28 protein-coding genes are annotated in these 22,619 nt (G+C 68.5%); 19 read left to right on the top strand and 9 right to left on the bottom strand.

What is annotated here, in order from left to right; genetic code table 11:
- The first annotated feature begins 68 nt into the window (after positions 1-68).
- Complete coding sequence (gene ltrA / locus BKN37_RS00845; RefSeq protein ID WP_242657029.1) at positions 69-1,574, top strand: group II intron reverse transcriptase/maturase; 1,506 nt, start codon at positions 69-71, stop codon at positions 1,572-1,574.
- Between the two features lie 109 nt (positions 1,575-1,683).
- Complete coding sequence (locus tag BKN37_RS00840) at positions 1,684-2,145, top strand: PaaI family thioesterase (RefSeq protein ID WP_071019728.1); 462 nt, start codon at positions 1,684-1,686, stop codon at positions 2,143-2,145.
- 91 nt (positions 2,146-2,236) lie between these two features.
- On the opposite strand, the gene msrA is transcribed toward BKN37_RS00840, so the two are convergent.
- Positions 2,237-2,749, bottom strand: coding sequence for a peptide-methionine (S)-S-oxide reductase MsrA (gene msrA / locus BKN37_RS00835; protein ID WP_071019725.1), 513 nt, complete (start codon positions 2,747-2,749; stop codon positions 2,237-2,239).
- Positions 2,750-2,861: 112 nt separating this feature from the next.
- Between msrA and BKN37_RS00830 the strand changes: the two genes are divergently transcribed.
- The 4 genes from BKN37_RS00830 (at position 2,862) to BKN37_RS00815 (ending at position 5,712) form a co-directional block, all read left to right on the top strand.
- A complete protein-coding gene (locus BKN37_RS00830) occupies positions 2,862-3,368 on the top strand; it encodes a nuclear transport factor 2 family protein (RefSeq protein ID WP_071019721.1) in 507 nt (168 codons plus the stop codon).
- The gene (locus BKN37_RS00825; protein ID WP_071019718.1) at positions 3,365-4,381 is read left to right on the top strand and encodes an NAD-dependent epimerase/dehydratase family protein; all 1,017 of its coding nucleotides are present in this window, start codon (positions 3,365-3,367) and stop codon (positions 4,379-4,381) included. Before BKN37_RS00830 ends, BKN37_RS00825 begins: the two co-directional genes overlap by 4 nt.
- A 79-nt stretch (positions 4,382-4,460) precedes the next feature.
- The gene (locus BKN37_RS00820; RefSeq protein ID WP_071019911.1) at positions 4,461-5,267 is read left to right on the top strand and encodes a class I SAM-dependent methyltransferase; all 807 of its coding nucleotides are present in this window, start codon (positions 4,461-4,463) and stop codon (positions 5,265-5,267) included.
- A gap of 64 nt (positions 5,268-5,331) precedes the next feature.
- On the top strand, positions 5,332-5,712 hold the full coding sequence (locus BKN37_RS00815) for a DUF427 domain-containing protein (RefSeq protein WP_071019713.1): 381 nt from the start codon (positions 5,332-5,334) through the stop codon (positions 5,710-5,712).
- On the opposite strand, the gene BKN37_RS00810 is transcribed toward BKN37_RS00815, so the two are convergent.
- On the bottom strand, positions 5,709-6,104 hold the full coding sequence (locus BKN37_RS00810; RefSeq protein ID WP_095406960.1) for a nuclear transport factor 2 family protein: 396 nt from the start codon (positions 6,102-6,104) through the stop codon (positions 5,709-5,711). The two genes, BKN37_RS00815 and BKN37_RS00810, sit on opposite strands and share 4 nt — an antisense overlap.
- Before the next feature lie 59 nt (positions 6,105-6,163).
- Here BKN37_RS00810 and BKN37_RS00805 point away from each other — a divergent pair, with 59 nt between their 5' ends.
- Together BKN37_RS00805 and BKN37_RS00800 are read left to right on the top strand one after the other, a co-directional pair.
- On the top strand, positions 6,164-7,072 hold the full coding sequence (locus tag BKN37_RS00805) for a DNA-3-methyladenine glycosylase family protein (RefSeq protein ID WP_071019905.1): 909 nt from the start codon (positions 6,164-6,166) through the stop codon (positions 7,070-7,072).
- Positions 7,073-7,220: 148 nt separating this feature from the next.
- The gene (locus tag BKN37_RS00800; RefSeq protein WP_071019709.1) at positions 7,221-8,192 is read left to right on the top strand and encodes a pirin family protein; all 972 of its coding nucleotides are present in this window, start codon (positions 7,221-7,223) and stop codon (positions 8,190-8,192) included.
- Between the two features lie 12 nt (positions 8,193-8,204).
- Here the strand turns inward: BKN37_RS00800 and BKN37_RS00795 are convergent, their stop codons facing one another.
- Complete coding sequence (locus BKN37_RS00795) at positions 8,205-8,768, bottom strand: TetR/AcrR family transcriptional regulator (protein ID WP_071019706.1); 564 nt, start codon at positions 8,766-8,768, stop codon at positions 8,205-8,207.
- 104 nt (positions 8,769-8,872) lie between these two features.
- Between BKN37_RS00795 and BKN37_RS00790 the strand changes: the two genes are divergently transcribed.
- From BKN37_RS00790 to BKN37_RS00765, 6 genes are all read left to right on the top strand, one after another.
- Complete coding sequence (locus tag BKN37_RS00790) at positions 8,873-9,064, top strand: ferredoxin (RefSeq protein WP_071019901.1); 192 nt, start codon at positions 8,873-8,875, stop codon at positions 9,062-9,064.
- A 63-nt stretch (positions 9,065-9,127) separates the two neighbouring features.
- The gene (locus tag BKN37_RS00785; RefSeq protein WP_071019702.1) at positions 9,128-9,763 is read left to right on the top strand and encodes a TetR/AcrR family transcriptional regulator; all 636 of its coding nucleotides are present in this window, start codon (positions 9,128-9,130) and stop codon (positions 9,761-9,763) included.
- Positions 9,764-9,832: 69 nt separating this feature from the next.
- Positions 9,833-10,780, top strand: coding sequence for a class I SAM-dependent methyltransferase (locus BKN37_RS00780; RefSeq protein WP_071019898.1), 948 nt, complete (start codon positions 9,833-9,835; stop codon positions 10,778-10,780).
- A 23-nt stretch (positions 10,781-10,803) separates the two neighbouring features.
- The gene (locus tag BKN37_RS00775) at positions 10,804-11,739 is read left to right on the top strand and encodes a class I SAM-dependent methyltransferase (RefSeq protein WP_071019699.1); all 936 of its coding nucleotides are present in this window, start codon (positions 10,804-10,806) and stop codon (positions 11,737-11,739) included.
- Between the two features lie 66 nt (positions 11,740-11,805).
- Positions 11,806-13,203 carry an aldehyde dehydrogenase family protein gene (locus BKN37_RS00770; protein WP_071019696.1) on the top strand — a complete coding sequence of 466 codons (1,398 nt, stop codon included), beginning with the start codon at positions 11,806-11,808 and terminating at the stop codon, positions 13,201-13,203.
- Between the two features lie 36 nt (positions 13,204-13,239).
- Positions 13,240-14,103, top strand: coding sequence for an SDR family oxidoreductase (locus BKN37_RS00765; RefSeq protein WP_071019692.1), 864 nt, complete (start codon positions 13,240-13,242; stop codon positions 14,101-14,103).
- 100 nt (positions 14,104-14,203) lie between these two features.
- Here BKN37_RS00765 and BKN37_RS29010 read toward each other — a convergent pair whose 3' ends face one another.
- The 3 genes from BKN37_RS29010 to BKN37_RS00750 all read right to left on the bottom strand — a co-directional run bounded on the left by BKN37_RS29010 (position 14,204) and on the right by BKN37_RS00750 (position 16,679).
- Positions 14,204-14,392 (bottom strand): hypothetical protein, encoded by a 189-nt coding sequence (locus BKN37_RS29010; RefSeq protein ID WP_158260372.1) that lies wholly within the window; start codon positions 14,390-14,392, stop codon positions 14,204-14,206.
- A 257-nt stretch (positions 14,393-14,649) separates the two neighbouring features.
- Positions 14,650-15,465 (bottom strand): tyrosine-protein phosphatase, encoded by an 816-nt coding sequence (locus BKN37_RS00755; protein WP_071019683.1) that lies wholly within the window; start codon positions 15,463-15,465, stop codon positions 14,650-14,652.
- Positions 15,462-16,679 (bottom strand): acyl-CoA dehydrogenase family protein, encoded by a 1,218-nt coding sequence (locus BKN37_RS00750; protein ID WP_165618279.1) that lies wholly within the window; start codon positions 16,677-16,679, stop codon positions 15,462-15,464. The genes BKN37_RS00755 and BKN37_RS00750 overlap by 4 nt, the downstream gene beginning before the upstream one ends.
- 133 nt (positions 16,680-16,812) lie before the next feature.
- On the opposite strand from BKN37_RS00750, the gene BKN37_RS00745 reads away from it, so the two are divergent.
- The 4 genes from BKN37_RS00745 (at position 16,813) to BKN37_RS00730 (ending at position 20,215) form a co-directional block, all read left to right on the top strand.
- Positions 16,813-17,274, top strand: coding sequence for a nuclear transport factor 2 family protein (locus tag BKN37_RS00745; protein ID WP_071019677.1), 462 nt, complete (start codon positions 16,813-16,815; stop codon positions 17,272-17,274).
- Positions 17,275-17,364: 90 nt separating this feature from the next.
- Positions 17,365-18,459, top strand: coding sequence for a Re/Si-specific NAD(P)(+) transhydrogenase subunit alpha (locus BKN37_RS00740; RefSeq protein WP_071019672.1), 1,095 nt, complete (start codon positions 17,365-17,367; stop codon positions 18,457-18,459).
- A complete protein-coding gene (locus BKN37_RS00735; RefSeq protein WP_071019669.1) occupies positions 18,459-18,794 on the top strand; it encodes an NAD(P) transhydrogenase subunit alpha part 2 in 336 nt (111 codons plus the stop codon). The genes BKN37_RS00740 and BKN37_RS00735 overlap by 1 nt, the downstream gene beginning before the upstream one ends.
- Positions 18,791-20,215 (top strand): NAD(P)(+) transhydrogenase (Re/Si-specific) subunit beta, encoded by a 1,425-nt coding sequence (locus BKN37_RS00730; RefSeq protein ID WP_071019666.1) that lies wholly within the window; start codon positions 18,791-18,793, stop codon positions 20,213-20,215. The genes BKN37_RS00735 and BKN37_RS00730 overlap by 4 nt, the downstream gene beginning before the upstream one ends.
- Positions 20,216-20,281: 66 nt before the next feature.
- On the opposite strand, the gene BKN37_RS28220 is transcribed toward BKN37_RS00730, so the two are convergent.
- The gene (locus BKN37_RS28220) at positions 20,282-20,407 is read right to left on the bottom strand and encodes a hypothetical protein (protein ID WP_095406959.1); all 126 of its coding nucleotides are present in this window, start codon (positions 20,405-20,407) and stop codon (positions 20,282-20,284) included.
- A 142-nt stretch (positions 20,408-20,549) separates the two neighbouring features.
- Here BKN37_RS28220 and BKN37_RS00725 point away from each other — a divergent pair, with 142 nt between their 5' ends.
- Positions 20,550-21,212, top strand: a complete 663-nt coding sequence (locus BKN37_RS00725) for a TetR/AcrR family transcriptional regulator (RefSeq protein WP_071019662.1) — start codon at positions 20,550-20,552, stop codon at positions 21,210-21,212.
- On the opposite strand, the gene BKN37_RS00720 is transcribed toward BKN37_RS00725, so the two are convergent.
- Together BKN37_RS00720 and BKN37_RS00715 are read right to left on the bottom strand one after the other, a co-directional pair.
- Positions 21,175-21,999 carry a class I SAM-dependent methyltransferase gene (locus BKN37_RS00720; protein ID WP_071019659.1) on the bottom strand — a complete coding sequence of 275 codons (825 nt, stop codon included), beginning with the start codon at positions 21,997-21,999 and terminating at the stop codon, positions 21,175-21,177. The genes BKN37_RS00725 and BKN37_RS00720 overlap by 38 nt on opposite strands.
- Positions 21,996-22,463, bottom strand: a complete 468-nt coding sequence (locus tag BKN37_RS00715; protein WP_071019656.1) for a GbsR/MarR family transcriptional regulator — start codon at positions 22,461-22,463, stop codon at positions 21,996-21,998. Before BKN37_RS00715 ends, BKN37_RS00720 begins: the two co-directional genes overlap by 4 nt.
- Between the last annotated feature and the right edge of the window lie 156 nt (positions 22,464-22,619).

Raw genomic sequence — 22,619 nt, 5'->3', positions numbered from 1 at the left:
GTCTGGTTCGAAACAGGAGAGGCCCGTCTGTCTGGCCTTCGTCGGGCGAAGACCAGGGATATAAGCCGATGGTGAAGTTCTCTGGAGGGCAGCGGGAGTCCGATGGGGTCGTAGTACCGCTGATCGGCGTGCAACATAACGCGCCGGGAGGGAAGGGCCCTAACTTTGATCACGCGTGTGAAGCGGGTAAGCGCGAGGGCATGACCGGCTCTGTCCGGTCCAATTACCCCGGCAGGCCATCGTCTGCCGTAGCCGTCGAGGAGCTGTTGATGGCCTCGCCGGGGAAAGTGCGAGGACTGCAACGCACGCTATGGGCTGCGGCCAAGCAGTCGCAGGGTCGGCGTTTCCACGCCCTGTATGACCGTATCTATCGGGGTGACGTCCTGGTGGAGGCGTGGGAGCGGGTGCGTAAGAACAAGGGTGCGGCTGGGGTGGATCGTGTCACCCTGGCTGCGGTGGAGGACTACGGCGTGGACCGCATGTTGCGTGAGTTGCGCCGTGACCTTCGCGAGGGCGTGTACCGTCCGGCGCCGGCGCGTCGGGTGGAGATCCCGAAACCACAGGGTGGTAAGCGGCCGTTGGGGATCCCCACGGTGCGAGACCGGGTGGTCCAGGCGGCGGCCAAGCTGGTGTTGGAACCGGTTTTCGAGGCGGACTTTTTGTCGTGCTCGTATGGGTTTCGGCCGAAGCGGTCGGCGACGATGGCGATGGAACGGTTGCGGACCGGGTTCATCGAGGGCTACTCGTTTGTGGTGGAGTTTGATATCGCCAATTTCTTCGGCGAGATCGACCACGACCGGCTACTGGCTGAGGTGAGTAGGCGGGTTTCGGATCGGCGGGTGCTCAAACTGCTGCGTTTGTGGCTGCAAGCAGGAGTGATGGTCGAAGGGGTGACCGAGCGGACGGTCGCGGGCACCCCACAGGGCGGGGTCATTTCCCCGCTGTTGGCCAACATCTTCTTGCATGTGCTCGATACCGAACTAGTCCGCAGGAACGTGGGTGAGTTGGTGCGCTACGCCGATGACGGTGTGGTGCTGTGCCGCAGCGCGGCACAGGCTGAGCATGCCTTGGTGGCGGTGGGAGAGATCCTGGCGTCATTGGGGTTGCGGCTGCATCCGGATAAGACGAAGGTGGTCGACCTGCGTAACGGGCGTGAGGGCTTGGATTTCTTGGGCTGTCATTTCCGGGCACGCATGTCGGGTCGGCTGTGGGAACAGCGGCGGATCATCCGCTACTACCTGCACCGCTGGCCCAGCCAAGCAGCGATGAAACGACTGCGTGACAAGGTCCGTGCTCTGACCGGGCGCTCGCGTGTTGGTCTGGATATTCGCACCGTGATCGCGACGTTGAATCCGATCCTGCGCGGTTGGGGTAACTACTTTCGCACCGGCAACGCCGCTGACAAGTTCGTCCAGGTCGACCGGTACGTACGGTGGCGGTTGTTCCGCTTGATGGTGAAGAAGCGGGGCCGCAACCTACGTGCTGGACAAGCCGATCAGTGGACTGAAGAGTGGTTTAACGGGCACGGCCTGCACCGGCTTCGCGGCACCATCCGTTACCCGACGGCTGCGTAACCATGTCAAGAAGATCATCGGTAAGCCGTGTGCGGGAAAACCGCACGCACGGATTGAAAGGGGGAAGGGGAAACGGGCTCCTCACCGAGCACCGCGCCCCGGACTACCAATGACCAGTGACGCCAGCCAACTCGTCGAGATGATGAACCAGGGAATGGGGTCCACCATCCCGACCGCGCACCAGATGGGCATCCGCATCGTGGAGGCCGGTCGCGGGTACGCCGCCGCCACCGCACCCGTCGAGGGCAACGGCAACCACTTCGGCGTCATCTACGCCGGCGTGCAGTTCACCGTCGCCGAAATCCTCGGCGGCGTCATCGCGTTGAGCACCTTCGATGCCGCCAAATACTTCCCGCTGGTCAAGAACGTCGACATCGCGTTCGTGGGGATGGCGAAATCGGCGCTGCGCGCCGAGGCCCGCCTCGACGAGGAGACCATCGCCCGGGTCGAGGCCGAGGCCGCCGAGCGCGGCAAGGCCGACTTCACTCTGGAGGCGGTGGTGACCGACGCCGACGGCCAGACCGTCGCCACCACCCGCGGGCTCTACCAGCTCCGCGCGCACGGCCGCTAGCGGTCCCTTCTCGCCGAACGTGCACTCAGCGCGAAAAATCGGGCTCAATCTCGGTCTCAGTGCACGTTCGGCGGATTGAGGCCAGCCCGAACTAGTTGGCGTCGGCCCGGCGCGGCAGCTTCCAGCCCGGTCGGACGAAGTGGCAGGTGTAGCCGCCGGGGTAGTGCTGCAGGTAGTCCTGGTGCTCGGGCTCGGCCTCCCAGAAGTCGCCGGCCGGGCTGACCTCGGTCACCACCTTGCCCGGCCACAGCCCGGAGGCCTCGACGTCGGCGATGGTGTCCAACGCGATCCGCTTCTGCTCGTCGTCGCGGTAGAAGATGGCCGAGCGATAGCTGGTCCCGACGTCGTTGCCCTGCCGGTTCTTGGTGGTCGGGTCGTGGATCTGGAAGAAGAACTCCAGCAGCGTGCGGTAGTCGGTGCGGGCCGGGTCGAAGGTGATCTCGACGGCTTCGGCGTGGCCGGGGTGGTTGCGGTAGGTGGCGTGGGCGTTCTCGCCGCCGGTGTAGCCGACCCGGGTCGCGACGACGCCGGGCTGCTTGCGGATCAGTTCCTGCATACCCCAGAAGCAGCCGCCCGCCAGGATCGCCGTGTCGTAGGTCGTCATGCTCGTCCCTCCTTGCCAAGTGGGCATCGCCTCGATTATCCCCGTGCCCGGGCCGGGCATCGATCCGCGGAATCCCTCGACAAACTCCGGTAGAACGTGTTCTAGTTCTTCCGTGGCGACCCCGCTGTTTACCCGTGACGAGCTGGCCGCGGCGTTCGAGACGTTCGAGCAGACCGTGGCCCGCGCCGCCGAAACCAAGGACTGGGACGCCTGGGTGCAGCACTACACCCCGGACGTCGAATACATCGAGCACGCCGCGGGCACCATGCACGGCCGCGACGAAGTGCGGGCCTGGATCCGCACCACGATGACGACGTTTCCGGGCAGCCACATGGTGGCGTTCCCGTCGCTGTGGTCGGTGATCGACGAGGCCACCGGGCGGATCATCTGCGAGCTGGACAACCCGATGGCCGACCCCGGGGACGGCACCGTCATCAGCGCGACGAACATCTCGATCATCACCTACGCCGGTGACGGGCTGTGGCGCCGCCAAGAAGACATCTACAACCCGCTGCGGTTCGCCCGGGCGGCGATGAAGTGGTGCACCAAGGCGCAGGCGCTCGGCACGCTGGACGACGAGGCGGCCGGCTGGATGCGCAAGTTCGGAGGACAGCGATGACCCCACGGCCCAAGCTGGTGATCGGCGCCAACGGATTCCTCGGCTCGCACGTCACCCGGCAACTGGTCGCCGACGGCGCGCAGGTGCGGGCGATGGTGCGGCCCACCGCCAACACCCGCAGCATCGACGACCTGGACGTCACCCGGTTTCACGGCGACGTCTTCGACACCGACACCCTGCGTGCGGCGATGGACGGCTGCGACGACGTCTACTACTGCGTGGTCGACACCCGGGCCTGGCTGCGGGATCCGGCGCCGCTGTTTCGCACCAACGTGGACGGGCTGCGCCATGTGCTCGACGTCGCGAAGGACGCCGACCTGCACCGGTTCGTGTTCACCAGCAGCTACGCGACGGTGGGCCGGCGCCGCGGCCGCGTCGCCACCGAGGACGACATCATCAACCCGCGCGGCCTGACCCCTTACGTGCAATCCCGGGTGCAGGCCGAGGAGCTGGTGCTGCGCTACGCCGCCGAGAAAGGGCTGCCCGCGGTCGCGCTGTGCGTGTCCACCACCTACGGCCGCGGAGACTGGGGCCGCACCCCGCACGGCGCGTTCATCGCCGGGGCGGTCTACGGCAAGCTGCCGTTCTCGATGGACGGCATCGAGCTGGAAGTCGTCGGTGTCGAGGATGCCGCCCGCGCGTTGATCCTGGCCGCCGAGCGCGGCCGCGTCGGGCAGCGCTACCTGATCTCGGAACGGATGATGCCGCTCAAACAGGTGGTGCAGATCGCCGCCGACGAGGCCGGGGTGCCGCCGCCGCAACGGTCCATCTCGGTGCCGGTGCTGTACGCCCTCGGCGCGCTGGGCAGCCTGCGGGCCCGGTTGACCGGCAAGGACGCCGAGCTCAGCGTGACCTCGGTGCGGATGATGCGCGCCGAAGCCCCCGTCGACCGCAGCAAAGCTGTCCGGGAGCTGGGCTGGCAGCCGCGGCCGGTGGAGGAAGCCATCCGCGAGGCCGCCCGGTTCTGGGCCGAGCTACGCAACGCCAAGGGCAAGAGCACCACCGCGGGCTGAACACCACACCGACCGTCGTTCAACACCGCGCCTCGCGCGGCCTCCACGACTAGCCTCGGGCGGCGTGACCACCGAACGAGTGCCCGTCGATCTCAGCGGCGCGCCGCAGACCATGTTGGCGACGTTCTACGCCAAGGCATTGGACGCCGACTTCGCCAACCCGATCCTGGGCGACCGGTACGCGAAAGAGATCGTCGACCGCATCGACTACGACTGGAAGAAAACGACGATCACCGCGCGCCGGGCGCCGTCGGTGACCACCCGCACGGCGCACTTCGACATCTGGACCCGCCAGTTTCTGGCCGCCCACCCGCAGGCCGTGGTGCTGCATGTGGGTTGCGGGCTGGACAGCCGGTTTTTCCGGGTGCAGCCCGGGCCCGGCGTGCAGTGGTACGACGTCGACTATCCCGAGGTCGTCGCGCTGCGCAGCCAGCTGTACCCGAGCGCCGACCACTACCGGGTGATCGCGGCCTCGGTCACCGACCCGGGCTGGCTGGCCGACATCCCCGCCGATCGGCCGACCCTACTGATCGGCGAGGGGCTGACCATGTATCTGACCGAGCGGGACGGTGTTGCGCTGCTGCGCCGGGTGGTCGACCGGTTCGGCTCCGGGGAGCTGCAGTTCGACGTGTTCAACTGGCTCGGGGTCAAATCGCAGTGGCTCAACACCGTGGTGCGCCGCTCCGGGTCGACGCTGCGCTGGGCGGTCAACGGGCCCGACGACATTCTCGCGGCGGTGCCCGGGGTGCGGCTGTTGGCCTGGGAGCGGTGGTTCGAGTCGGTCACGTTCGCCCGGCTGCCCCGGTCGTCGCGGGCGCTGGGCAAGGTGATGGCGCTGGTTCCGGCGGCGGCCAATATGTCGCAGTACCACCGGTACGCGTTCTGAGGTTCGGGAATCTTCTCCGGCGACCGGTGTTGGACCTGCTATTCGCATGTGAGGAGAGGTCACCATGAGCCACCGTCCCGTCCTGGAACCGACCGCCGGGCACCCGATCACCATCGAGCCGACCGAAGGCCGGGTGCGGGTCCGCATCAACGGAGAAGTCGTCGCGGACACCCGCGCGGCGCTGGGGCTGCGCGAGGCCACTATTCCTGTGGTGCAATACATTCCGTTCGACGACGTCGTGCAGGAGCGGCTGACCCGCACCGACACCACCACCTACTGCCCGTTCAAGGGCGACGCCAGCTACTACAGCGTGACGACCGCCGCGGGGGACACGGTCGACGACGCGGTCTGGACCTACGAGCAGCCCTACCCGGCGGTGGCGGCGATCGCCGGTCACGTCGCCTTCTACCCCGACAAGGCCGACATCGACGTGCAGCCCGATTAGCCGAAGAGCTGCGCGGCCAACGCGGTGTCGCTGTACTCGCGCACCGAGGTGATCAACCCGTCGCGGGTCTCCACGATGAACACAAACGGGCTGTCGTAGCGCACCCCGGCGGCGGTGACGCCGTCGGCCTGTGCCTCGATCACCACGCTGTGGCCGTCGTTGACGCACCGAATGAGGTCAAGGCTGATCGGTAGGGCGCGGTTGCGTCGCTCGACGTCGCGCCGCAGTGCCGCCTTGTCCACCGCTTGCCGGGTGACGATGCTCCAATAGGTGAAGTCGTCGCTGAGCAGGGCGAAGCATTCGTCGAGGTCGGCGCCGTCGGAGAAGCACTGCAAAAACATCCACGCCAGTTCGGCCTGCGGGTCGTCGAACGGTGTGGTCACGCTCGCCATCCTGTCCGGAACCCGGCCGAGGGTCAATCATGCGGTGGTACCTATTGATCGTGGGTCTGATGAAGCGCGAGCGCACGGTCACGTTCCCGGGCCCGGTCAGCCCCGAGCTCACCCTCGCGCCGCTGCGCCGCGGCCCGCTCGACCCGTGCTTTCAGGTGCACGACCGCACCATCTGGCGGACCAGCCTGGTGGCCACCGGGCCGGTCACCGCGCGCATCGCCCGGTCGGCATGCACCGCTGTGACCTGCACCGCGTGGGGCGGCGGCGCCGAGGAGTTCCTCGACGCGGTGCCGGCGCTGCTCGGCGCCGACGACGACGCCTCGGGCTTTGTGCCGCACGACCCGACGGTGGCCGCCGCGCGCCGGCGGGTCCCGCACCTGCGGCTGGGTCGCACCGGGCGGGTGTTGGAGGCGCTCATCCCGGCGGTGCTCGAGCAGCGGGTGCCCGGCGCCGACGCGTTCCGCTCCTGGCGCACGCTGGTCGCCCGGTTCGGTGCCCCCGCGCCCGGTCCGGCGCCGCCGCGGCTGACCGTGCCGCCGTCGGCCGAGGTGTGGCGGGCGATCCCGTCCTGGGAATTTCACCGCGCCAACGTCGACCCCGGGCGAGCCCGCACGGTGGTGGGCTGCGCGCAGCGGGCCGCGGCGGTGGAGCGGCTGGTGTCGCGGCCGGCCGGGCAGGCGCGGGAGGCGTTGATGTCGTTGCCCGGCGTCGGGGTGTGGACGGCGGCCGAGACCGCGCAACGCGCGTTTGGCGACCCCGACGCGCTGTCGGTCGGCGACTACCACATCCCGAAAATGATCGGCTGGACGCTGCTGGGCCACCCGGTCGACGACGCGGGGATGGTCGAGTTGCTCGAACCGATGCGCCCGCACCGGCACCGGGTGGTGCGGCTGCTGCAAGCCAGCGGATTGGCGGTCGCCCCGCGCCGCGGCCCCCGGCTGCCGCTGCAGAACCTGCGCGCGCTGTAGCGGGGCGGCCCGGTCTCCCGGCGAGCAGACGTAAACGCCCCCTATTTCGGCCCGAAATGGGGGCTTTTGTGTCTGCTCGCCGCGCGCAGCCGGGAATAATCGGACTGCGGTCCGGTTATATCGGGTAACTCTGACTCAGGAGGTACCCATGCCCGCGGTTACCGCAGACACCTTGACGTTGCCCCGGCTCAGCCCGGCCGCGCCCGCCGACACCGAACGCCCGGTCCGCTCGATCACCACCGGTCCCCGCGGCTTTGAGGGCCTCGGATTTCCGGTGGTGCGCGCGTTCGCCGGGGCCCGGGCCGCCGACCTGGACCCGTTCGTGCACATGGACCAGATGGGCGAGGTCGAATACCAGCCCGGCCAGCCCCGCGGCACCGACTGGCATCCGCACCGCGGCTTCGAAACGGTCACCTACATGATCGACGGCCAATTCGCCCACCAGGATTCCCACGGCGGCGGCGGCCTGATCACCGACGGCGCCACCCAGTGGATGACGGCCGGCTCCGGGATCCTGCACATCGAGACCCCGCCGGCGGAGCTGGTGGAAAGCGGCGGCGTCTTCCACGGCATCCAGCTGTGGGTCAACCTGCCCAAGGCCGACAAGTTCGCCGCGCCGCGCTACCAGGCGATCGAGGGCAACGACGTGGCGTTGCTGGCCTCCGCCGACGGCGGGGCGCTGGTCCGCCTCATCGCCGGCGACCTCGACGGCCACCGCGGCCCCGGGTCCACCCACACCCCGATCACGGTGGCGCACGCCTCCATCCAGCCCGGGGCGGGCCTGGACCTGCCGTGGGACCGCGCCTTCAACGCGCTGGTGTACGTGCTGTCCGGCAGTGGCCGGGTCGGGCCGGTCGCGCACCCAATCCGGCAGGGTCAACTCGCCGTGCTGGGCCCGGGTGACCGGATCAGCGTCGCCGCCGACCCGACCCAGGACGCGCACCGCCCCGCGCTGGAGGTGCTGCTGTTGGGGGGCCGCCCGATCCGGGAGCCGGTCTTCCACTACGGACCGTTCGTGATGACCACCAAGGCCGAGCTGATCCAGGCGCTGGAGGACTACCAGGCCGGGAAGTTCGGCACCATCCCGCCCGACGCGCTGATGCCGCACACCGGCGGCTAGCGGCCTGCCGGGTCACTCCGGCGGGATGGTGGCGAAGCTGCCGGTGTCGAGCGCGTGCAGCAGCTGCCCGGCGATCCAGGCCAACGCGTCGTTATCGCGCGGCAGGGTGGCCTGCTCGTAGCCGACCAGCAGGTAGACCGCCCAGGCCGCGAAGAGTTGGGCGGGGCGCGCCTGGTGCAGGATCTCGAAGGCCGACTCGTACATGATGTCGAAGCGCTGCCGGTCGACCTCCTCCTGGATCGCGCGGACCTGCGGATCGGTCGAACTCCACGACCGGATGGCCGCTTCGGCGCCGTGCGGCAGCCCCAACCCGATCTGAATCAAGGTGTCGATCCGGCGACGCGGATCGGGATCGGTGCGCACCTCTTCCACCAGCCGCAGGGTCAGCGCCTCCTGCCAGTGTTTGACCAACGCCCGGGTGTACGCCGACCAGTTGGCGAAGTAGTGGTAGAAGGAGCCGGTCGTCACGCCCAACCGGTTGCACACCTCGGCCAGCTTCAGCCCGCCGTAGCCCAGGTCGGACAGCACGTCGAGGCCGACCTCGAAGTAGGCCTCCCGGGAGATCACGGTCGCCATGTTCGGAACTGTAATTCGCGGCGCGTCGGGCTCGGCACCGATCCCACCGATGACCCGCTCGCCCGCTCCGCCCGGTGCGGCGGTCGCTGTTCTACGGTGGGCAGATGAAAGTCAGTGTGAACCTGGATAAGTGCGTCGGCATCGGGATGTGTGAAGTTGCGGCGCCGAACGTGTTTGAGGTCGGCGACGACGGTCAGTCGCACGTGCTGGTCGACGAGATCGCCGAGGCCGACGTTGCCGGCGTCAAGCAGGCGGTCGCCAATTGCCCCACGGAAGCGTTGACGATCCAGGACTGATCCCCAGTCTGGGGATTAGCTGAGCCGCCGGGGCCACGGCGTGATCTATGGCACAATTTAGCGGTGCGGTATACCGCGAGCCGGGGGCCGGGACGCCCCCCCGCAGCGAAGGCGGCGGAGACGCGGAAACGCATTGTGCGTGTGGCCCGCGAGGTTTTCAGCGAACTCGGTTACGACGCGGCCACTTTCCAGGCGATCGCCCTGCGCGCCGATTTGACCCGCCCGGCGATCAACCACTACTTCCCCAGTAAACGTGTGCTGTACCGGGAAGTGGTGGAGCAGACCAACGAGCTGATCATCGCCACCGGGATGGAACGGGCGCGGCGCGAGACCACCTTGATCGGACGGGTCTCGGCGTTCATCGAAACCGCGGTCCAGGCCGACTCCGAGGACCGGTCGGCGGCGGCGTTTCTGGTGACCTCGGTGCTGGAATCGCAGCGGCACCCGGAATTGCGTCTGGTCGAGCACGACTCGCTGCTGAACTCCCGGGAGTTTTTGACCTGGGCGGTCACCGACGCGATCGAGCGCGGCGAACTGGCCACCGATTCCGACGTCGCGTCGCTGGTGGAGATGCTGACCGCGGTGCTGTGGGGCGTCGGCTTCTACGCCGGTTTCGTCGGCAGCCATCAGCAACTGGAGGACATCACCACCAACCTGCGCCGGCTGCTGGCCAACAAACTCTGGCGGCACCAGGACTAACCCCGCGCAGTGATCTGAGCCACAGCAGCAGATAGGCTGCCTAACTTATTCGGTAGCATGGCGCAGGACATGACTGATCTGGATGAAGTGCGGTCGGTCCGAACCGACGGCGACAGCTGGGAGATCACCGAATGCGTCGGTGCCACGGCGCTATCGGTGGCGGCCTGCCGGGCAGCCGAAACCGCGCAACCGCAACCCCTGATCCGCGACGAGTTCGCCTACCTGCTGGTGTCCAAGGCCGGCGAGGCCTGGGCGCGGCTGGCCAGCGGCCGCCTGGACTGGCTCGACGACGACGACGAGTACGGGCGTCGGGTGACCGACCTGGGGCGCGACTACCAGGCGGTGCGCACCCACTTCTTCGACGCCTACTTCGCCGACGCGACGGCGGCCGGCATCCGGCAGGCGGTGATTCTGGCGGCCGGATTGGACGCCCGGGCCTACCGGTTGGACTGGCCGGTGCACACCACCGTGTACGAAATCGACCAGCCCCAAGTGCTGGCCTACAAGGGGGCGACGCTGGACGCGGCCGGCGCGCGGCCCACGGCGACCCGGCGGGCGGTGCCGATCGACTTGCGCGACGATTGGCCGTCGGCGCTGGCCGGCGCCGGCTTCGACGCGGCGCAGCCGACCGCCTGGCTGGCCGAGGGCCTGCTGCCCTACCTGCCCGCCGACGCCCAGGACCGGCTCTTTGAGATGGTGACCGCGCTGAGCGCCCCGGGCAGCCGCATCGCCGTCGAAGCGTTCGCCATGTTTCGGCCCGGCGCCGACGGGCAACGCCGCCAGGTTTCGCGTGAGCGGCGGGCCCGGTTGCGGGACCGGTTGGGCCTCGACGTCAACGTCGAGTCGCTGGTCTACCACGAAGACGACCGCGCCGACGCCGCGTCGCTGCTGGACCAGCACGGGTGGCACGTGCAGGCGGTGGACAGCCGCGACGAGGCGGCCCGGCTGGGCCGGGCGGTGCCCGACGACCTGGCCGAGCAGACCGCCAGCACCACGCTGCTGATCGGTCGGCGTTAACCACCCCCAACCGAAGGACACCGATGAGCACCATGCGCACGCACGACGACACCTGGGACATCACCACCAGCGTCGGTACCACCGCGGTCATGGTGGCCGCGGCCCGCGCGATCGAAACCGATCGCCCCGATCCGCTGATCCGCGACCCGTACGCCAAGATCCTGGTCGCCGACGCCGGCACCGGGGTGTGGGAGTTCCTGCTCGACGACACGATCGACGCCCGGTTGGAAACCGTGGACCCGGAGTCGGCCGCCATCTTTCGGCACATGCGCGGCTACCAGGCGGTGCGCACCCACTTTTTCGACAGCTACTTCGCCGACGCCGTGGCCGCCGGGATCCGCCAGGTGGTGATCCTGGCGTCCGGGCTGGACTCCCGGGCCTATCGGCTGGACTGGCCGGCCGGCACCACCGTGTATGAGATCGACCAGCCCAAGGTGCTCGAGTACAAGGCCGCCACGCTGGCCGCGCACGGGGTGAGCCCGGCGGCGGACCGGCACGAGGTGCCGATCGACCTGCGCCAGGACTGGCCGGCCGCGTTGCGGGCGGCGGGATTCGACCCGGCGGCGCCGACGGCCTGGCTGGCCGAAGGGCTGTTGATGTACCTGCCCGGTGATGCCCAGGACCGCCTGTTCGCGCAGATCACCGAGCAGAGCGCGCCGGGCAGCCGGGTCGCGACCGAGACCGCCGGGACCCACTCCGACGAACGGCGCGAGGAGATGCGGGAACGGTTCAAGAAGACCGCCGAGCAACTCGGGATCGCCCAGCCCGTCGACTTCGCGGACCTGACCTACAACGACCCGGACCGCGCCGACGTCGCCGCCTGGCTGGGCGGGCACGGCTGGCGGGCCACCGCGCAGCACTCCCAGGACGAGATGCGGCGGCTCGGTCGCTGGCTGGAGGTGCCGATGGGCGACGACAAGGACGCCTTCTCCGAGTTCGTCACCGCCAGCAAACTCTGACGACGACCTGTTGCCCAACCAGCTGGTTGGTTAGGATTGGGTTTCCGCCGGTGAGGAAGGGAACCCATGAGCACCCCTGAGGTCGTCGCCCCCGTCACATCGGCCATCCCACAAACCGTTGCCGGACTACGGGATACCTTCGCCACCGGGCGCACCCGCGACGTGGCGTGGCGGCGCGCCCAGCTGCGCGGCATCGAGGCGATGATGGCCGAGAACGAAGCCAAGATCGCCGCCGCGCTGGAAGCCGACCTGGGCCGCAAACCGTTCGAGTCGTGGCTGGCCGACACCGCCACCACCGTCGGCGAAGCCCGCTACGCCGCCAAACACGTCAAGAAATGGATGCGGCGCCGGCACCGGCTGCTGGAGCGCGCGCAACTGCCCGGCCGCGGCTGGGTGGAGTACGAACCGTACGGCACGGTGCTGATCATCGGCGCCTGGAACTTCCCGTTCTACCTGACGCTGGGTCCGCTGGTGGGCGCGGTGGCGGCCGGAAACACCGTGGTGCTCAAACCATCTGAGATCGCGCCGGCCTCGTCGCAGCTGATGGCCGAACTGGTGCCGGCCTACCTGGACCGCGACGCGATCGTGGTGGTCGAAGGCGACGGCGCGGTCAGCCAGGAACTGATCGCCCAGGGTTTCGACCGGGTGATGTTCACCGGCGGCACCGAGATCGGGCGCAAGATCATGGCCGCCGCGGCCGAACACCTCACCCCGGTCACCCTCGAGCTGGGCGGCAAAAGCCCCTGCATCGTGGCCGCCGACGCCGATGTGGACGTCGCGGCCAAACGCATCGCGTGGACCAAACTGGTCAACTCCGGGCAGACCTGTGTGGCACCCGACTACGTGCTGGCCGACGCCACCATCCGGGACCGGCTGGTCGCCAAGATCGGCGAGGCGATCACCAGCTTCTACCCCGATCAGCCGCAGGGCATGCGGATCGTCAACCAACGCCAATTCGACCGGCTGACCGGCTATTTGGCGAACACCCGGGGCACGGTGGCGCTGGGCGGCGGCTCGGAGGCCGCGACGTTGCGCATCGAGCCGACCGTGGTCGTCGGCCCCGACCCGGACGAGCCGCTGATGACCAACGAGATCTTCGGCCCCATCCTGCCAGTCATCTCCGTCGAATCCCTCGACGACGCAATATGTTTCGTCAATGCTCGGCCGAAACCCTTGGCGGCCTATGTGTTCACCAAAACCCGCGCGGTGCGGGAGCGGGTGATCAACCAGGTACCGGCCGGCGGCATGCTGGTCAACCACCTGATCTTCCAGGTGTCGACCGCCAAACTGCCATTCGGTGGGGTCGGCCCGTCCGGGATGGGTGCCTACCACGGCCGGTGGGGCTTCGAGGAATTCAGTCACCGCAAGTCGGTGCTGACCAAACCGACCCGACCCGACTTATCCCAGATGATCTACCCGCCGTATACAGAGAAGGCGTGGAAGTTGGCGCGCCGGCTGTTCTAGCCGGCGACCGAGCAATCACATTCAGAGAGGAAACTCATGCCCGGAGTGCAGGATCGCGTCATCGTCGTTACCGGAGCCGGTGGCGGGCTGGGTCGGGAATACGCCCTGACCCTGGCCCGTGAGGGCGCCAGTGTGGTCGTCAACGACCTGGGTGGGGCCCGCGACGGGACCGGCGCCGGACACAACATGGCCGACCACGTGGTGGCCGAGATCAAGGACGCGGGCGGGCGCGCGGTGGCCAACTACGACAGCGTCGCCGACGAAGCGGGCGCGGCCAACATCATCAAGACCGCGCTCGAGGAGTTCGGCAAGATCGACGGGGTGGTGTCCAACGCCGGCATCCTGCGCGACGGCACCTTCCACAAGATGACGTTCGACAACTGGAACGCCGTGCTGCAGGTGCACCTGTACGGCGGCTACCACGTGATCCGCGCCGCCTGGCCGCACTTCCGGGAGCAAAGCTTCGGCCGGGTCGTGGTGGCCACCTCCACCAGCGGGCTGTTCGGCAACTTCGGCCAGGCCAACTACGGTGCGGCCAAGCTCGGGTTGGTCGGGCTGATCAACACGCTGTCCATCGAGGGCGCCAAGTACAACATCAAGGCCAACGCGCTGGCCCCGGTCGCGGCCACCCGGATGACCGAGGACATCCTGCCGCCGGAGGTGCTGGCCAAGCTCAAGCCCGAGTTCGTCGCGCCGGTGGTGGGCTACCTGTGCACCGAGGAGGTGCCCGACACCGGGTCGGTGTTCATCGTCGGCGGCGGCCGGGTGCAGCGCGCCGCGCTGTTTGAGAACGCCGGCGCCAACTTCGAGAACCCGCCGTCGGTCGACGAGGTGGCCGCGCAGTGGGAGACCATCAGCGACCTGTCGGCCGCCAAGCAGGCCAGCTTCTCGGTCCGCTAATTTTGCCGAGCATTGCGCTCATGACTGTGCGGTTTCATACGCCCCGTCGCCGGAAAGCGTATGAAACCGCACAGTCGGCGCAATTTTCTGCTCGCCGGGGTTAGGCGGCCCGCAGCACGACCGGGTCGTCGGTGGCGTTGCGGGCATCGCCGTCGCAGGGGCCGCCCCAGTCCTCGTCGAGGACGCCCTCCAAGGCGAAGGCCACGTCGTTGGTCAGCGAGGTCAGCAGCCGGGCGGTGGTGCCGGCGGCGATGGCGCTGATCCCGGCGAGGACGGCTGCGGTGGTCATGCGCATCATGGTGGTTCTCCTTGGTGGGGCGGTCTCGGTATGCGGATGACTGTAGCGCACATGTCGATGCAGTGCAACAGTTTGGCTGCTACGGAAATGGCGTGCTGCGCTAGCGGTAGCCGGATCCAAGACCGTCGCTCACCCGATGTTCTCCGCAAAGCACCAGTTAGAGACGGTTTCCCGCGTCGCGGAGAGCGGTGCCGCACTAACTGCAGCGCCGCTCCATTTTTAGCCGCGCGCGATGGCGCCGAAACCGTTCAGCCGAGCAGCGCGCGACGCAACCGGTCCAGGTCGGTGCGGGTCACCTCGGCCGCGCGCAGGTAGCCGGCCAGCGAGCCGAAATTGTCGTCGATCGCGCGGCGCGCGGTGTCCAGGTACTCCGGGCGGACCCCGAGCACCGCCTCGGTCAACCGGGCCTCGCTGAACGTCACCAGCTCCGGCGGCACCTCGTTGCTGGCGCGCTGCTGGATCATCTCCACGATCTTCGCCCGCAGTTGCGGCACCGCGTCGTTGCTACGCAGATAGTCGGCCATGATGGCGTCCCGGTCGACGCCGACCGCCTCCAACACCACCGCGACGGTCAACCCGGTGCGGTCCTTGCCGGCCAGGCAGTGTGTCAGTACCCGGCGGCCGGCGCCGAGCAGCGTGACGACGCGATGCGCGGCGCGGCGCGCGCCCGGCAGGGTGGGGAAGCGGCGGTACTCCTCGGTCATGTAGCGGGCGGCGGCGTCCTGGATCGACTCCGCATCGGGCTGTTCGGTCAGCAACCGGGTGAACGCGTGCTCATGCGGGGAGCCACCGTCGTCGGTGTCGGCGGCCAGGTCCGGGAACGGCAACAGGTGGATGTTCACCCCGTCGGGAACCCGGCCCGGTCCGCGACGCTCCACTTCGCGGGGGGAGCGCAGGTCGGCGATATCGCTGATCCCGAGCCGGCGCAGCTCGGCGCGACCGTCGTCGGTCAAGCCGCTCAGCTCGCCGGACCGGAACAGCCGACCCGGCGCGACGGCCGCCGCATTGTCGGCGACGTCGCGGAAGTTCCACGCCCCGTCCAGTTCTCGCACCTCGGTGGTCACGGCTGCGTCACCGCCGCCGCGAATGCGCTCTTGTCCCGACCGAGCTCGGCGCGGGCGATGGAGCGCAGGTGCACCTCGTCGGGTCCGTCGAAGATGCGCATGGCGCGATGCCACCCGTACAGGCGGGCCAGCGGGGTGTCATCGCTGACGCCGGCCGCACCGTGTACCTGGATGGCGCGGTCGATGACGTCGCAGGCGACCTGCGGGGCCACCGCCTTGATCATCGCCACCAGGTGGCGCGCCTCCTTGTTGCCGTGCTGGTCGATGGTCCACGCGGCCTTCTCGCATAACAGCCTGGCCTGGTCGATCTCGTTGCGGGACTTGGCGATCGACTGCTGCACCACACCCTGTTCGGCCAGCGGCCGGCCGAACGCCACCCGGTTGCGGGCCCGGTCGACCATCAGCGCCAACGCCCGCTCGGCGGCGCCCAGGGCGCGCATGCAGTGGTGAATACGACCCGGACCCAACCGGGCCTGGGCGATCGCGAAACCGGCGCCCTCCTCGCCCAGCAGGTTGGCGGCCGGCACCCGCACGTTGTCGTAGATCACCTCGCAGTGCCCGTGCTGATCCTGCCAACCGAACACCGGGGTGGAGCGCACCACCGTCACGCCCGGGGTGTCCATCGGCACCAGGATCATCGACTGCTGCTGGTGGGCGGCGGCGTCGGGGTTGGTGCGGCCCATCACGATCAGGATCTGGCAGCGCGGGTCGGCCGCACCCGACGTCCACCATTTACGGCCGTTGATGACGTAGTCGCCGCCGTCGCGGGTGATGCTGGTTTCGATATTGCGGGCGTCGCTGGAGGCCACCGCCGGTTCGGTCATCGAGAACGCGCTGCGGATCTCGCCGTCCAGCAGCGGCCGCAGCCACCGCTGGCGTTGGTCCTCGGTGGCGAACAGGTGCAGGGTTTCCATGTTGCCGGTGTCGGGGGCGGCGCAGTTGAGCGCCTCGGGTGCGATGTCCACGCTCCAGCCGGTCAGCTCGGCCAGCGGCGCATACTCCAGGTTGGTCAGCCCCGACTCGGCCGGCAGGAACAGGTTCCACAGCCCACGCCGTTTGGCCTCGCGCTTGAGGTCTTCCACGATCGGGGGCACCGTGTGATCGTCCGGCCCGGCCCCGCGGCGATACCGCTCGTAGTCGGCCTCGGCGGGAAACACCCGCTCGATCATGAACGCCGACAACCGCTTGTGATAGTCGGCCGCGGTGGCCGACATCGCGAAGTCCATGCCCGTCACGATATGACACCTGTCGACTACCGGCGCGAGCAGACGCAGACTCGCATGCTGCGGTGCGGATTCGTGCGATTCTGTGTCTGCTCGCGGTAGATGCCGCGGTAGATATGGGGGCATGACCGAGAGCCGCCCGCCGTTCCCGCCGTTCACCTTCGAGACCGCGACCCAGAAGGTGCAGGCCGCCGAGGATGCGTGGAACACCCGCGACCCGATCACGGTGAGCCGGGCCTACACCGTGGACTCGCGGTGGCGCAACCGCGATGAGCACATCGTCGGCCGCGACCAGATCGTGGCGTTCTTGACCCGCAAGTGGCAGCGGGAACTGGACTATGTGCTGCGCAAGAGCCTGTGGGACTTCCACGACAACCGGATCGCCGTGCGGTTCCAATACGAGTCGCGCGACGCGGCCGGGCAGTGGTACCGCAGCTACGGCAACGAGCTGTGGGAGTTCACCGCGACGGGCCTGATGTCGCGCCGGGAGGCCAGCATCAACGACGTGCCGATCGCCGCCTCGCAGCGCCGCTATTTCGGGCCGCGCCCACCGGCCGAACACGGTCACGACATCCCGCTGTGGTGAGGCCCGGGTGGCCCCCAGAGTTTTGCGGTGACCCGCTAGGGTGACGGGGCACGCGGACTATCCACGGGCCGATGAGGAGGAACGGCGGTTGTGACCGATACGCAGACAACGGTGGGGGTGGTCGCCGAGTCCGGGGCCGACGAGCGACGCGTGGCCCTGGTCCCGAAGGCGGTCGCATCCCTGGTGAAAAGCGGCGTCGCCGTCGTCGTGGAATCGGGGGCGGGGGAACGCGCGCTACTGCCCGATCCGCTCTACACCGAGGCGGGTGCCACCGTCGGGGACGCCTGGGCGGCCGAGATCGTCGTCAAAGTGGCGCCGCCGACCGCCGCGGAGGTGGACCGGTTGCGTGCCGGCCAAACGCTGATCGGGTTCCTGGCTCCCCGCAACGCCGACAATCAGATCGACGCGCTCAAGGCCGCTGGGGTGCAGGCGTTCGCGTTGGAGGCGATCCCGCGGATCTCCCGGGCCCAGGTGATGGACGCGTTGAGCTCGCAGGCCAACGTGTCCGGGTACAAGGCGGTGCTGCTGGCGGCCTCGGAGTCCACCCGGTTCTTCCCGATGCTGACCACCGCGGCGGGCACCGTGAAGCCGGCCACCGTGCTGGTGCTCGGCGTCGGGGTGGCCGGGCTGCAGGCGCTGGCCACCGCCAAGCGGCTGGGCGCCCGCACCACCGGCTACGACGTGCGCCCCGAGGTGGCCGACCAGGTGCGGTCGGTGGGGGCGCAGTGGCTCGACCTCGGCATCGACGCGGCCGGGGAGGGCGGTTATGCCCGCGAACTCACCGACGCCGAACGCGAGCAGCAGCAGAAGGCGCTGGAGCAGGCCATCACCGGCTTCGACGTGGTGATCACCACCGCGCTGGTGCCCGGCCGGCCGGCGCCGAGGTTGGTGACCGCCGCCGCGGTGGAGGGCATGAAGGCCGGCAGCGTGGTGGTGGATCTGGCCGGCGAGACCGGCGGGAACTGCGAGCTGACCGAGCCCGGCCAGACCGTCGTCCGCCACGACGTCACCATCGCCTCCCCGTTGAACCTGCCGGCGACGATGCCCGAGCACGCCAGCGAGCTGTATTCCAAGAACATCACCGCGCTGCTGGAGCTGCTGGTCACCGACGGCCAGCTCGCCCCGGACTTCGGCGACGAGGTGGTCGCGGCGGCCTGTGTGACCCGAACTGGAGAGGACGCCTGATGCTCTACGACGACCTGTTGGCCAACCTGGCGATCCTGGTGCTGTCCGGATTCGTCGGCTTCGCCGTGATCTCCAAGGTGCCCAACACGCTGCACACCCCGCTGATGTCGGGCACCAACGCCATCCACGGCATCGTGGTGCTGGGCGCACTGCTGGTGCTCGGGCGGGTCGAGCACCCCTCGCTGGCCCAGCAGATCATCCTGTTCGTCGCGCTGGTGTTCGGCACCCTGAACGTCATCGGCGGGTTCATCGTCACCGACCGGATGCTGGGCATGTTCAAGGGCAAAAAACCCGGCAAGCAGGTCGCCAAGGTCGAGGAGCCGGCCGCCAAATGAACTACCTCGTCACGATCCTTTACCTGGTCGCGTTCTCGCTGTTCATCTACGGCCTGATGGGCCTGACCGGGCCCAAGACCGCGGTGCGCGGCAACCTGATCGCCGCGGTCGGGATGGCCATCGCGGTGGTGGCCACGCTGATCCTGATCCGCGACACCGACCACTGGCCGCTGATCATCGCCGGGCTGCTGCTGGGGGTGGTGCTCGGCGTGCCGCCGGCGCGGCTGACCAAGATGACCGCGATGCCGCAGCTGGTGGCGTTCTTCAACGGCGTCGGCGGTGGCACGGTGGCGTTGATCGCGTTGAGCGAGTTCATGGACACCGACGGCTTCTCCAACTTCCAGCACGGCGAGAACCCGACCGTGCACGTCGTGGTGGCGTCATTGTTCGCCGCGATCGTCGGGTCGATCTCGTTCTGGGGGTCGATCATCGCGTTCGGCAAACTGCAGGAGATCATCTCCGGGCGGCCGATCGGTATCGGTCGGTTGCAGCAGCCGCTGAACCTGTTGCTGCTGGCGGCGGCGGTGGCCGCCGCGGTCGTCATCGGGGTGCAGGCGCATCCCGGCAGTGGCGGGGCGTCGCTGTGGTGGATGATCGGCCTGCTGGTCGCAGCCGCGGTGCTGGGCCTGATGGTGGTGCTGCCGATCGGCGGCGCCGACATGCCGGTGGTCATCTCGCTGCTCAACGCGATGACCGGGTTGTCGGCGGCGGCGGCCGGTCTGGCGCTCAACAGCACCGCGATGATCGTGGCCGGCATGATCGTCGGCGCCTCCGGGTCGATCCTGACCAACCTGATGGCCAAGGCGATGAACCGGTCCATCCCGGCGATCGTGATGGGCGGCTTCGGCGGCGGTGGGGTGGCGCCCGGCGCCGATGGCGGCGGCGACAAACACGTCAAGGCCACCTCGGCGGCCGACGCGGCCATCCAGATGGCCTACGCCAACCAGGTCATCGTGGTGCCCGGCTACGGCCTGGCCGTCGCGCAGGCCCAGCACGCCGTCAAGGACATGGCCAGCCTGCTGGAGGACAAGGGGGTGCAGGTCAAGTTCGCCATCCACCCGGTCGCCGGCCGTATGCCCGGGCACATGAACGTGCTGCTGGCCGAGGCCGAGGTCGACTACGACGCGATGAAGGACATGGACGACATCAACGACGAGTTCGCCCGCACCGACGTGGCCATCGTCATCGGCGCCAACGACGTCACCAACCCGGCCGCGCGCAACGACCCGTCCAGCCCGATTCACGGCATGCCGATCCTCAACGTGGATCAGTCGCGGTCGGTGATCGTGCTCAAGCGATCGATGAACTCCGGCTTCGCCGGGATCGACAACCCGCTGTTCTACGACGAGGGCACCACCATGCTGTTCGGGGATGCCAAGAAGTCGGTGTCGGAGGTCATCGAGGAGCTCAAGGCGCTGTAGCCCGCCGAGCAGACGTAAAAGCCCCCGTTTCCGGCGGAAATCGGGGGCCTTTACGTCTGCTCGCGGTCAGACCGGGGGATAGGCGGGCGGTGGATAACCCTGGCCGTCCGTCACGCCGCGCAAACCCCAGAAGACGTAGTTGAAGAAGTACTCGATCTCGTCCGTGGCGTCGTAGTCCGGATTCGGATCCATCGGCCAACCTCCCTGCATCACCCCGACGTGGCGAGTCTAGCGCTGCCGACGTCCCGCCAACACAGCAGTGGCGGCATTGCCTAGACTATCCAACCAGTTGATTGACTCCGGGTGACAACCCGCCCTGCCGATAGTGAGAACCATGCCCTCCGAGACCACTAATGGCCTTACCCGCCGCGAGGAGCTGCTGGCCGTCGCCACCAAGCTGTTCGCGGCCCGCGGCTACCACGGCACCCGGATGGACGACGTCGCCGACGTGGTCGGGCTGAACAAGGCCACCGTCTACCACTACTACGCCAGCAAGTCGCTGATCCTCTACGACATCTACCAGCAGGCCGCCGAGCGCACCCTGGCCGCCGTGCACGACGACCCGTCCTGGACCGCGCGGGAAGCCTTGTACCAGTACACGGTGCGGCTGCTGACCCAGATCGCCACCAACCTGGAGGGCGCCGCGGTGTACTTCCAGGAGCAGCCCTACATCACCGAGTGGTTCACCGAAGAGCAGGTCGCCGCGATCCGCGAGCAGGAGATCAAGGTCTACGAGCATGTGCACGGGCTGATCGACCGCGGCATCGCCAGCGGCGAGTTCTATGACTGCGACTCGCACGTGTTGGCGTTGGGCTACATCGGGATGACGCTGAGCAGCTACCGCTGGCTGCGGCCCAGCGGCCGGCGCACGGCCAAGGAGATCGCCGCCGAGTTTTCCACCGCGCTGCTGCGCGGCCTGATCCGCGACGAGGCGGTCCGGGTCGAGTCCCCGCTGGGCGTCAGAACCGAAATCGATACAGCCGGTCATAGTTCCTGACCGCCGGCAGGGCCCCGAAGAGGCGGTACAGCACCCGTTGCGGCGTGGCCGGGATCTGCGTCGGGTCGATGAACGTTGCGCTCTGCACCAGGCCGAGTCGCGGGTTCCACTCGGAAAGTTCATGACCGTCCCGGGTGCCCCATTTGACGATGCCCTTGGTGAAGACCTTGGAGAGCCGGGGACCCGATTCGGACAGCAGGTCGGCCAGCAGCTCGCCGGTGCCGAATCGATCGGTCAACCGGTGCAGCAGGTCGCCGATCTCCGCGGCGGCCAGGTACATCAGCAGGCCTTCGGCGACGATCAACGCGGGACGATCCGCCGGTACCCGATCGAGCCAGCCGGGGTCGGTGACCGAGGACCCGATCATCGTGTAGCCGGGACGATCGTCGTACAGCTCACGCCGCAAGTGAATGACCTGCGGGACGTCGACGTCGAACCACTGCACCCCGGCCGGCGGCTGCAGCCGGTCGATCCGGGTGTCCAGCCCGCAGCCCAGATGCAGCACCACGGCGTCGGGGTGGCGGGCCAGGAAGTCGGCCGCCCACCCGTCCAACTGCTTGGCGCGCAACGCCACCAGGAACTGGTTGGTCCACGGCTGGATGGACCGGTGCACCCGGGCGAAGTCGTAGTCGATGCGATCCACGGCGTCCGCGGCCGCGCGGTCGCCGAGAACCGGCTGGGCTGACCGGCTTTCGTAGGCCCGCAGGTACAGCGTGCACAGATTCGTCCACTCCACCGAGCCCCAGCGCACGCCGCGGAAGTCGACCTTGTCGGGCTGCGTCGTCATCGTGTCCTCCGTTCGGCACGAAACTTGGCCCACCGCTGCGTCATCGCGTCGCCGTCGCTGGTGCAGAAGTCGCAGAAGTCCCGGAAGTCCTCCAGCCGTTCCCGCTGTTCGACGCGGTCCGCGCCCAGCAACGACAGGCCGAACGTGGCGGTGTCGATGCCGCCACGCATCCGGCTCAGTTGCGCGGTGAGCACCTGGGTGAAACCGCCGGGGGTGACCCGGTACTGATGCTGACGGGTGGCCGCGGGCAGCCGCTCGATCATGCCGCCGTCGTGCAGTTGGCGGGCGACGGTGCTGACCGACGCCTTGCTCACCGACAACGCCGCGGCCAGCTCCGCCAACGACTGCTGCGGCGGGTCGCAGATCATCAGCCAGCCGTAGATGCGGCCCATGGTGCGGGTGCCGCCGATGGCTTCGAAGAACAACCCGATCCGGTCGACGAACTCGGCTTCATCGGGAGACATTGACCACCTCAAGCAATCAGTACGTTCAGTCTGTACTGAACGCTACTAATGTAGTCGTGGCGGCGGTCGGCGGTCAAGGCGAGGTCAGGCCGGTGTCGACGACCGGCCCGTCCGATAGGGCTGAAACCCGCGCGGTGACGGGGAGATAACAATCCG

It is taken from the genome of Mycobacterium talmoniae (genome assembly GCF_001854525.1).
Classification (GTDB): Bacteria; Actinomycetota; Actinomycetes; order Mycobacteriales; family Mycobacteriaceae; genus Mycobacterium; species Mycobacterium talmoniae.
Note: the sequence above shows the minus strand (reverse complement) of the source record. Positions and strands in the feature narration are given on the sequence as shown.

Excerpts from the sequence above, each read along its gene's own strand:
- ltrA (WP_242657029.1), top strand. The coding sequence starts at position 69 with ATGGTGAAGTTCTCTGGAGGGCAGCGGGAGTCCGATGGGGTCGTAGTA.
- BKN37_RS00840 (WP_071019728.1), top strand. The coding sequence starts at position 1,684 with ATGACCAGTGACGCCAGCCAACTCGTCGAGATGATGAACCAGGGAATG.
- msrA (WP_071019725.1), bottom strand. The coding sequence starts at position 2,749 with ATGACGACCTACGACACGGCGATCCTGGCGGGCGGCTGCTTCTGGGGT.
- BKN37_RS00825 (WP_071019718.1), top strand. The coding sequence starts at position 3,365 with ATGACCCCACGGCCCAAGCTGGTGATCGGCGCCAACGGATTCCTCGGC.
- BKN37_RS00815 (WP_071019713.1), top strand. The coding sequence starts at position 5,332 with ATGAGCCACCGTCCCGTCCTGGAACCGACCGCCGGGCACCCGATCACC.
- BKN37_RS00810 (WP_095406960.1), bottom strand. The coding sequence starts at position 6,104 with ATGGCGAGCGTGACCACACCGTTCGACGACCCGCAGGCCGAACTGGCG.
- BKN37_RS00805 (WP_071019905.1), top strand. The coding sequence starts at position 6,164 with ATGAAGCGCGAGCGCACGGTCACGTTCCCGGGCCCGGTCAGCCCCGAG.
- BKN37_RS00800 (WP_071019709.1), top strand. The coding sequence starts at position 7,221 with ATGCCCGCGGTTACCGCAGACACCTTGACGTTGCCCCGGCTCAGCCCG.
- BKN37_RS00795 (WP_071019706.1), bottom strand. The coding sequence starts at position 8,768 with ATGGCGACCGTGATCTCCCGGGAGGCCTACTTCGAGGTCGGCCTCGAC.
- BKN37_RS00790 (WP_071019901.1), top strand. The coding sequence starts at position 8,873 with ATGAAAGTCAGTGTGAACCTGGATAAGTGCGTCGGCATCGGGATGTGT.
- BKN37_RS00780 (WP_071019898.1), top strand. The coding sequence starts at position 9,833 with ATGACTGATCTGGATGAAGTGCGGTCGGTCCGAACCGACGGCGACAGC.
- BKN37_RS00775 (WP_071019699.1), top strand. The coding sequence starts at position 10,804 with ATGAGCACCATGCGCACGCACGACGACACCTGGGACATCACCACCAGC.
- BKN37_RS00770 (WP_071019696.1), top strand. The coding sequence starts at position 11,806 with ATGAGCACCCCTGAGGTCGTCGCCCCCGTCACATCGGCCATCCCACAA.
- BKN37_RS00765 (WP_071019692.1), top strand. The coding sequence starts at position 13,240 with ATGCCCGGAGTGCAGGATCGCGTCATCGTCGTTACCGGAGCCGGTGGC.
- BKN37_RS29010 (WP_158260372.1), bottom strand. The coding sequence starts at position 14,392 with ATGACCACCGCAGCCGTCCTCGCCGGGATCAGCGCCATCGCCGCCGGC.
- BKN37_RS00750 (WP_165618279.1), bottom strand. The coding sequence starts at position 16,679 with ATGTCGGCCACCGCGGCCGACTATCACAAGCGGTTGTCGGCGTTCATG.
- BKN37_RS00745 (WP_071019677.1), top strand. The coding sequence starts at position 16,813 with ATGACCGAGAGCCGCCCGCCGTTCCCGCCGTTCACCTTCGAGACCGCG.
- BKN37_RS00735 (WP_071019669.1), top strand. The coding sequence starts at position 18,459 with ATGCTCTACGACGACCTGTTGGCCAACCTGGCGATCCTGGTGCTGTCC.
- BKN37_RS00730 (WP_071019666.1), top strand. The coding sequence starts at position 18,791 with ATGAACTACCTCGTCACGATCCTTTACCTGGTCGCGTTCTCGCTGTTC.
- BKN37_RS28220 (WP_095406959.1), bottom strand. The coding sequence starts at position 20,407 with ATGGATCCGAATCCGGACTACGACGCCACGGACGAGATCGAGTACTTC.
- BKN37_RS00725 (WP_071019662.1), top strand. The coding sequence starts at position 20,550 with ATGCCCTCCGAGACCACTAATGGCCTTACCCGCCGCGAGGAGCTGCTG.
- BKN37_RS00720 (WP_071019659.1), bottom strand. The coding sequence starts at position 21,999 with ATGACGACGCAGCCCGACAAGGTCGACTTCCGCGGCGTGCGCTGGGGC.
- BKN37_RS00715 (WP_071019656.1), bottom strand. The coding sequence starts at position 22,463 with ATGTCTCCCGATGAAGCCGAGTTCGTCGACCGGATCGGGTTGTTCTTC.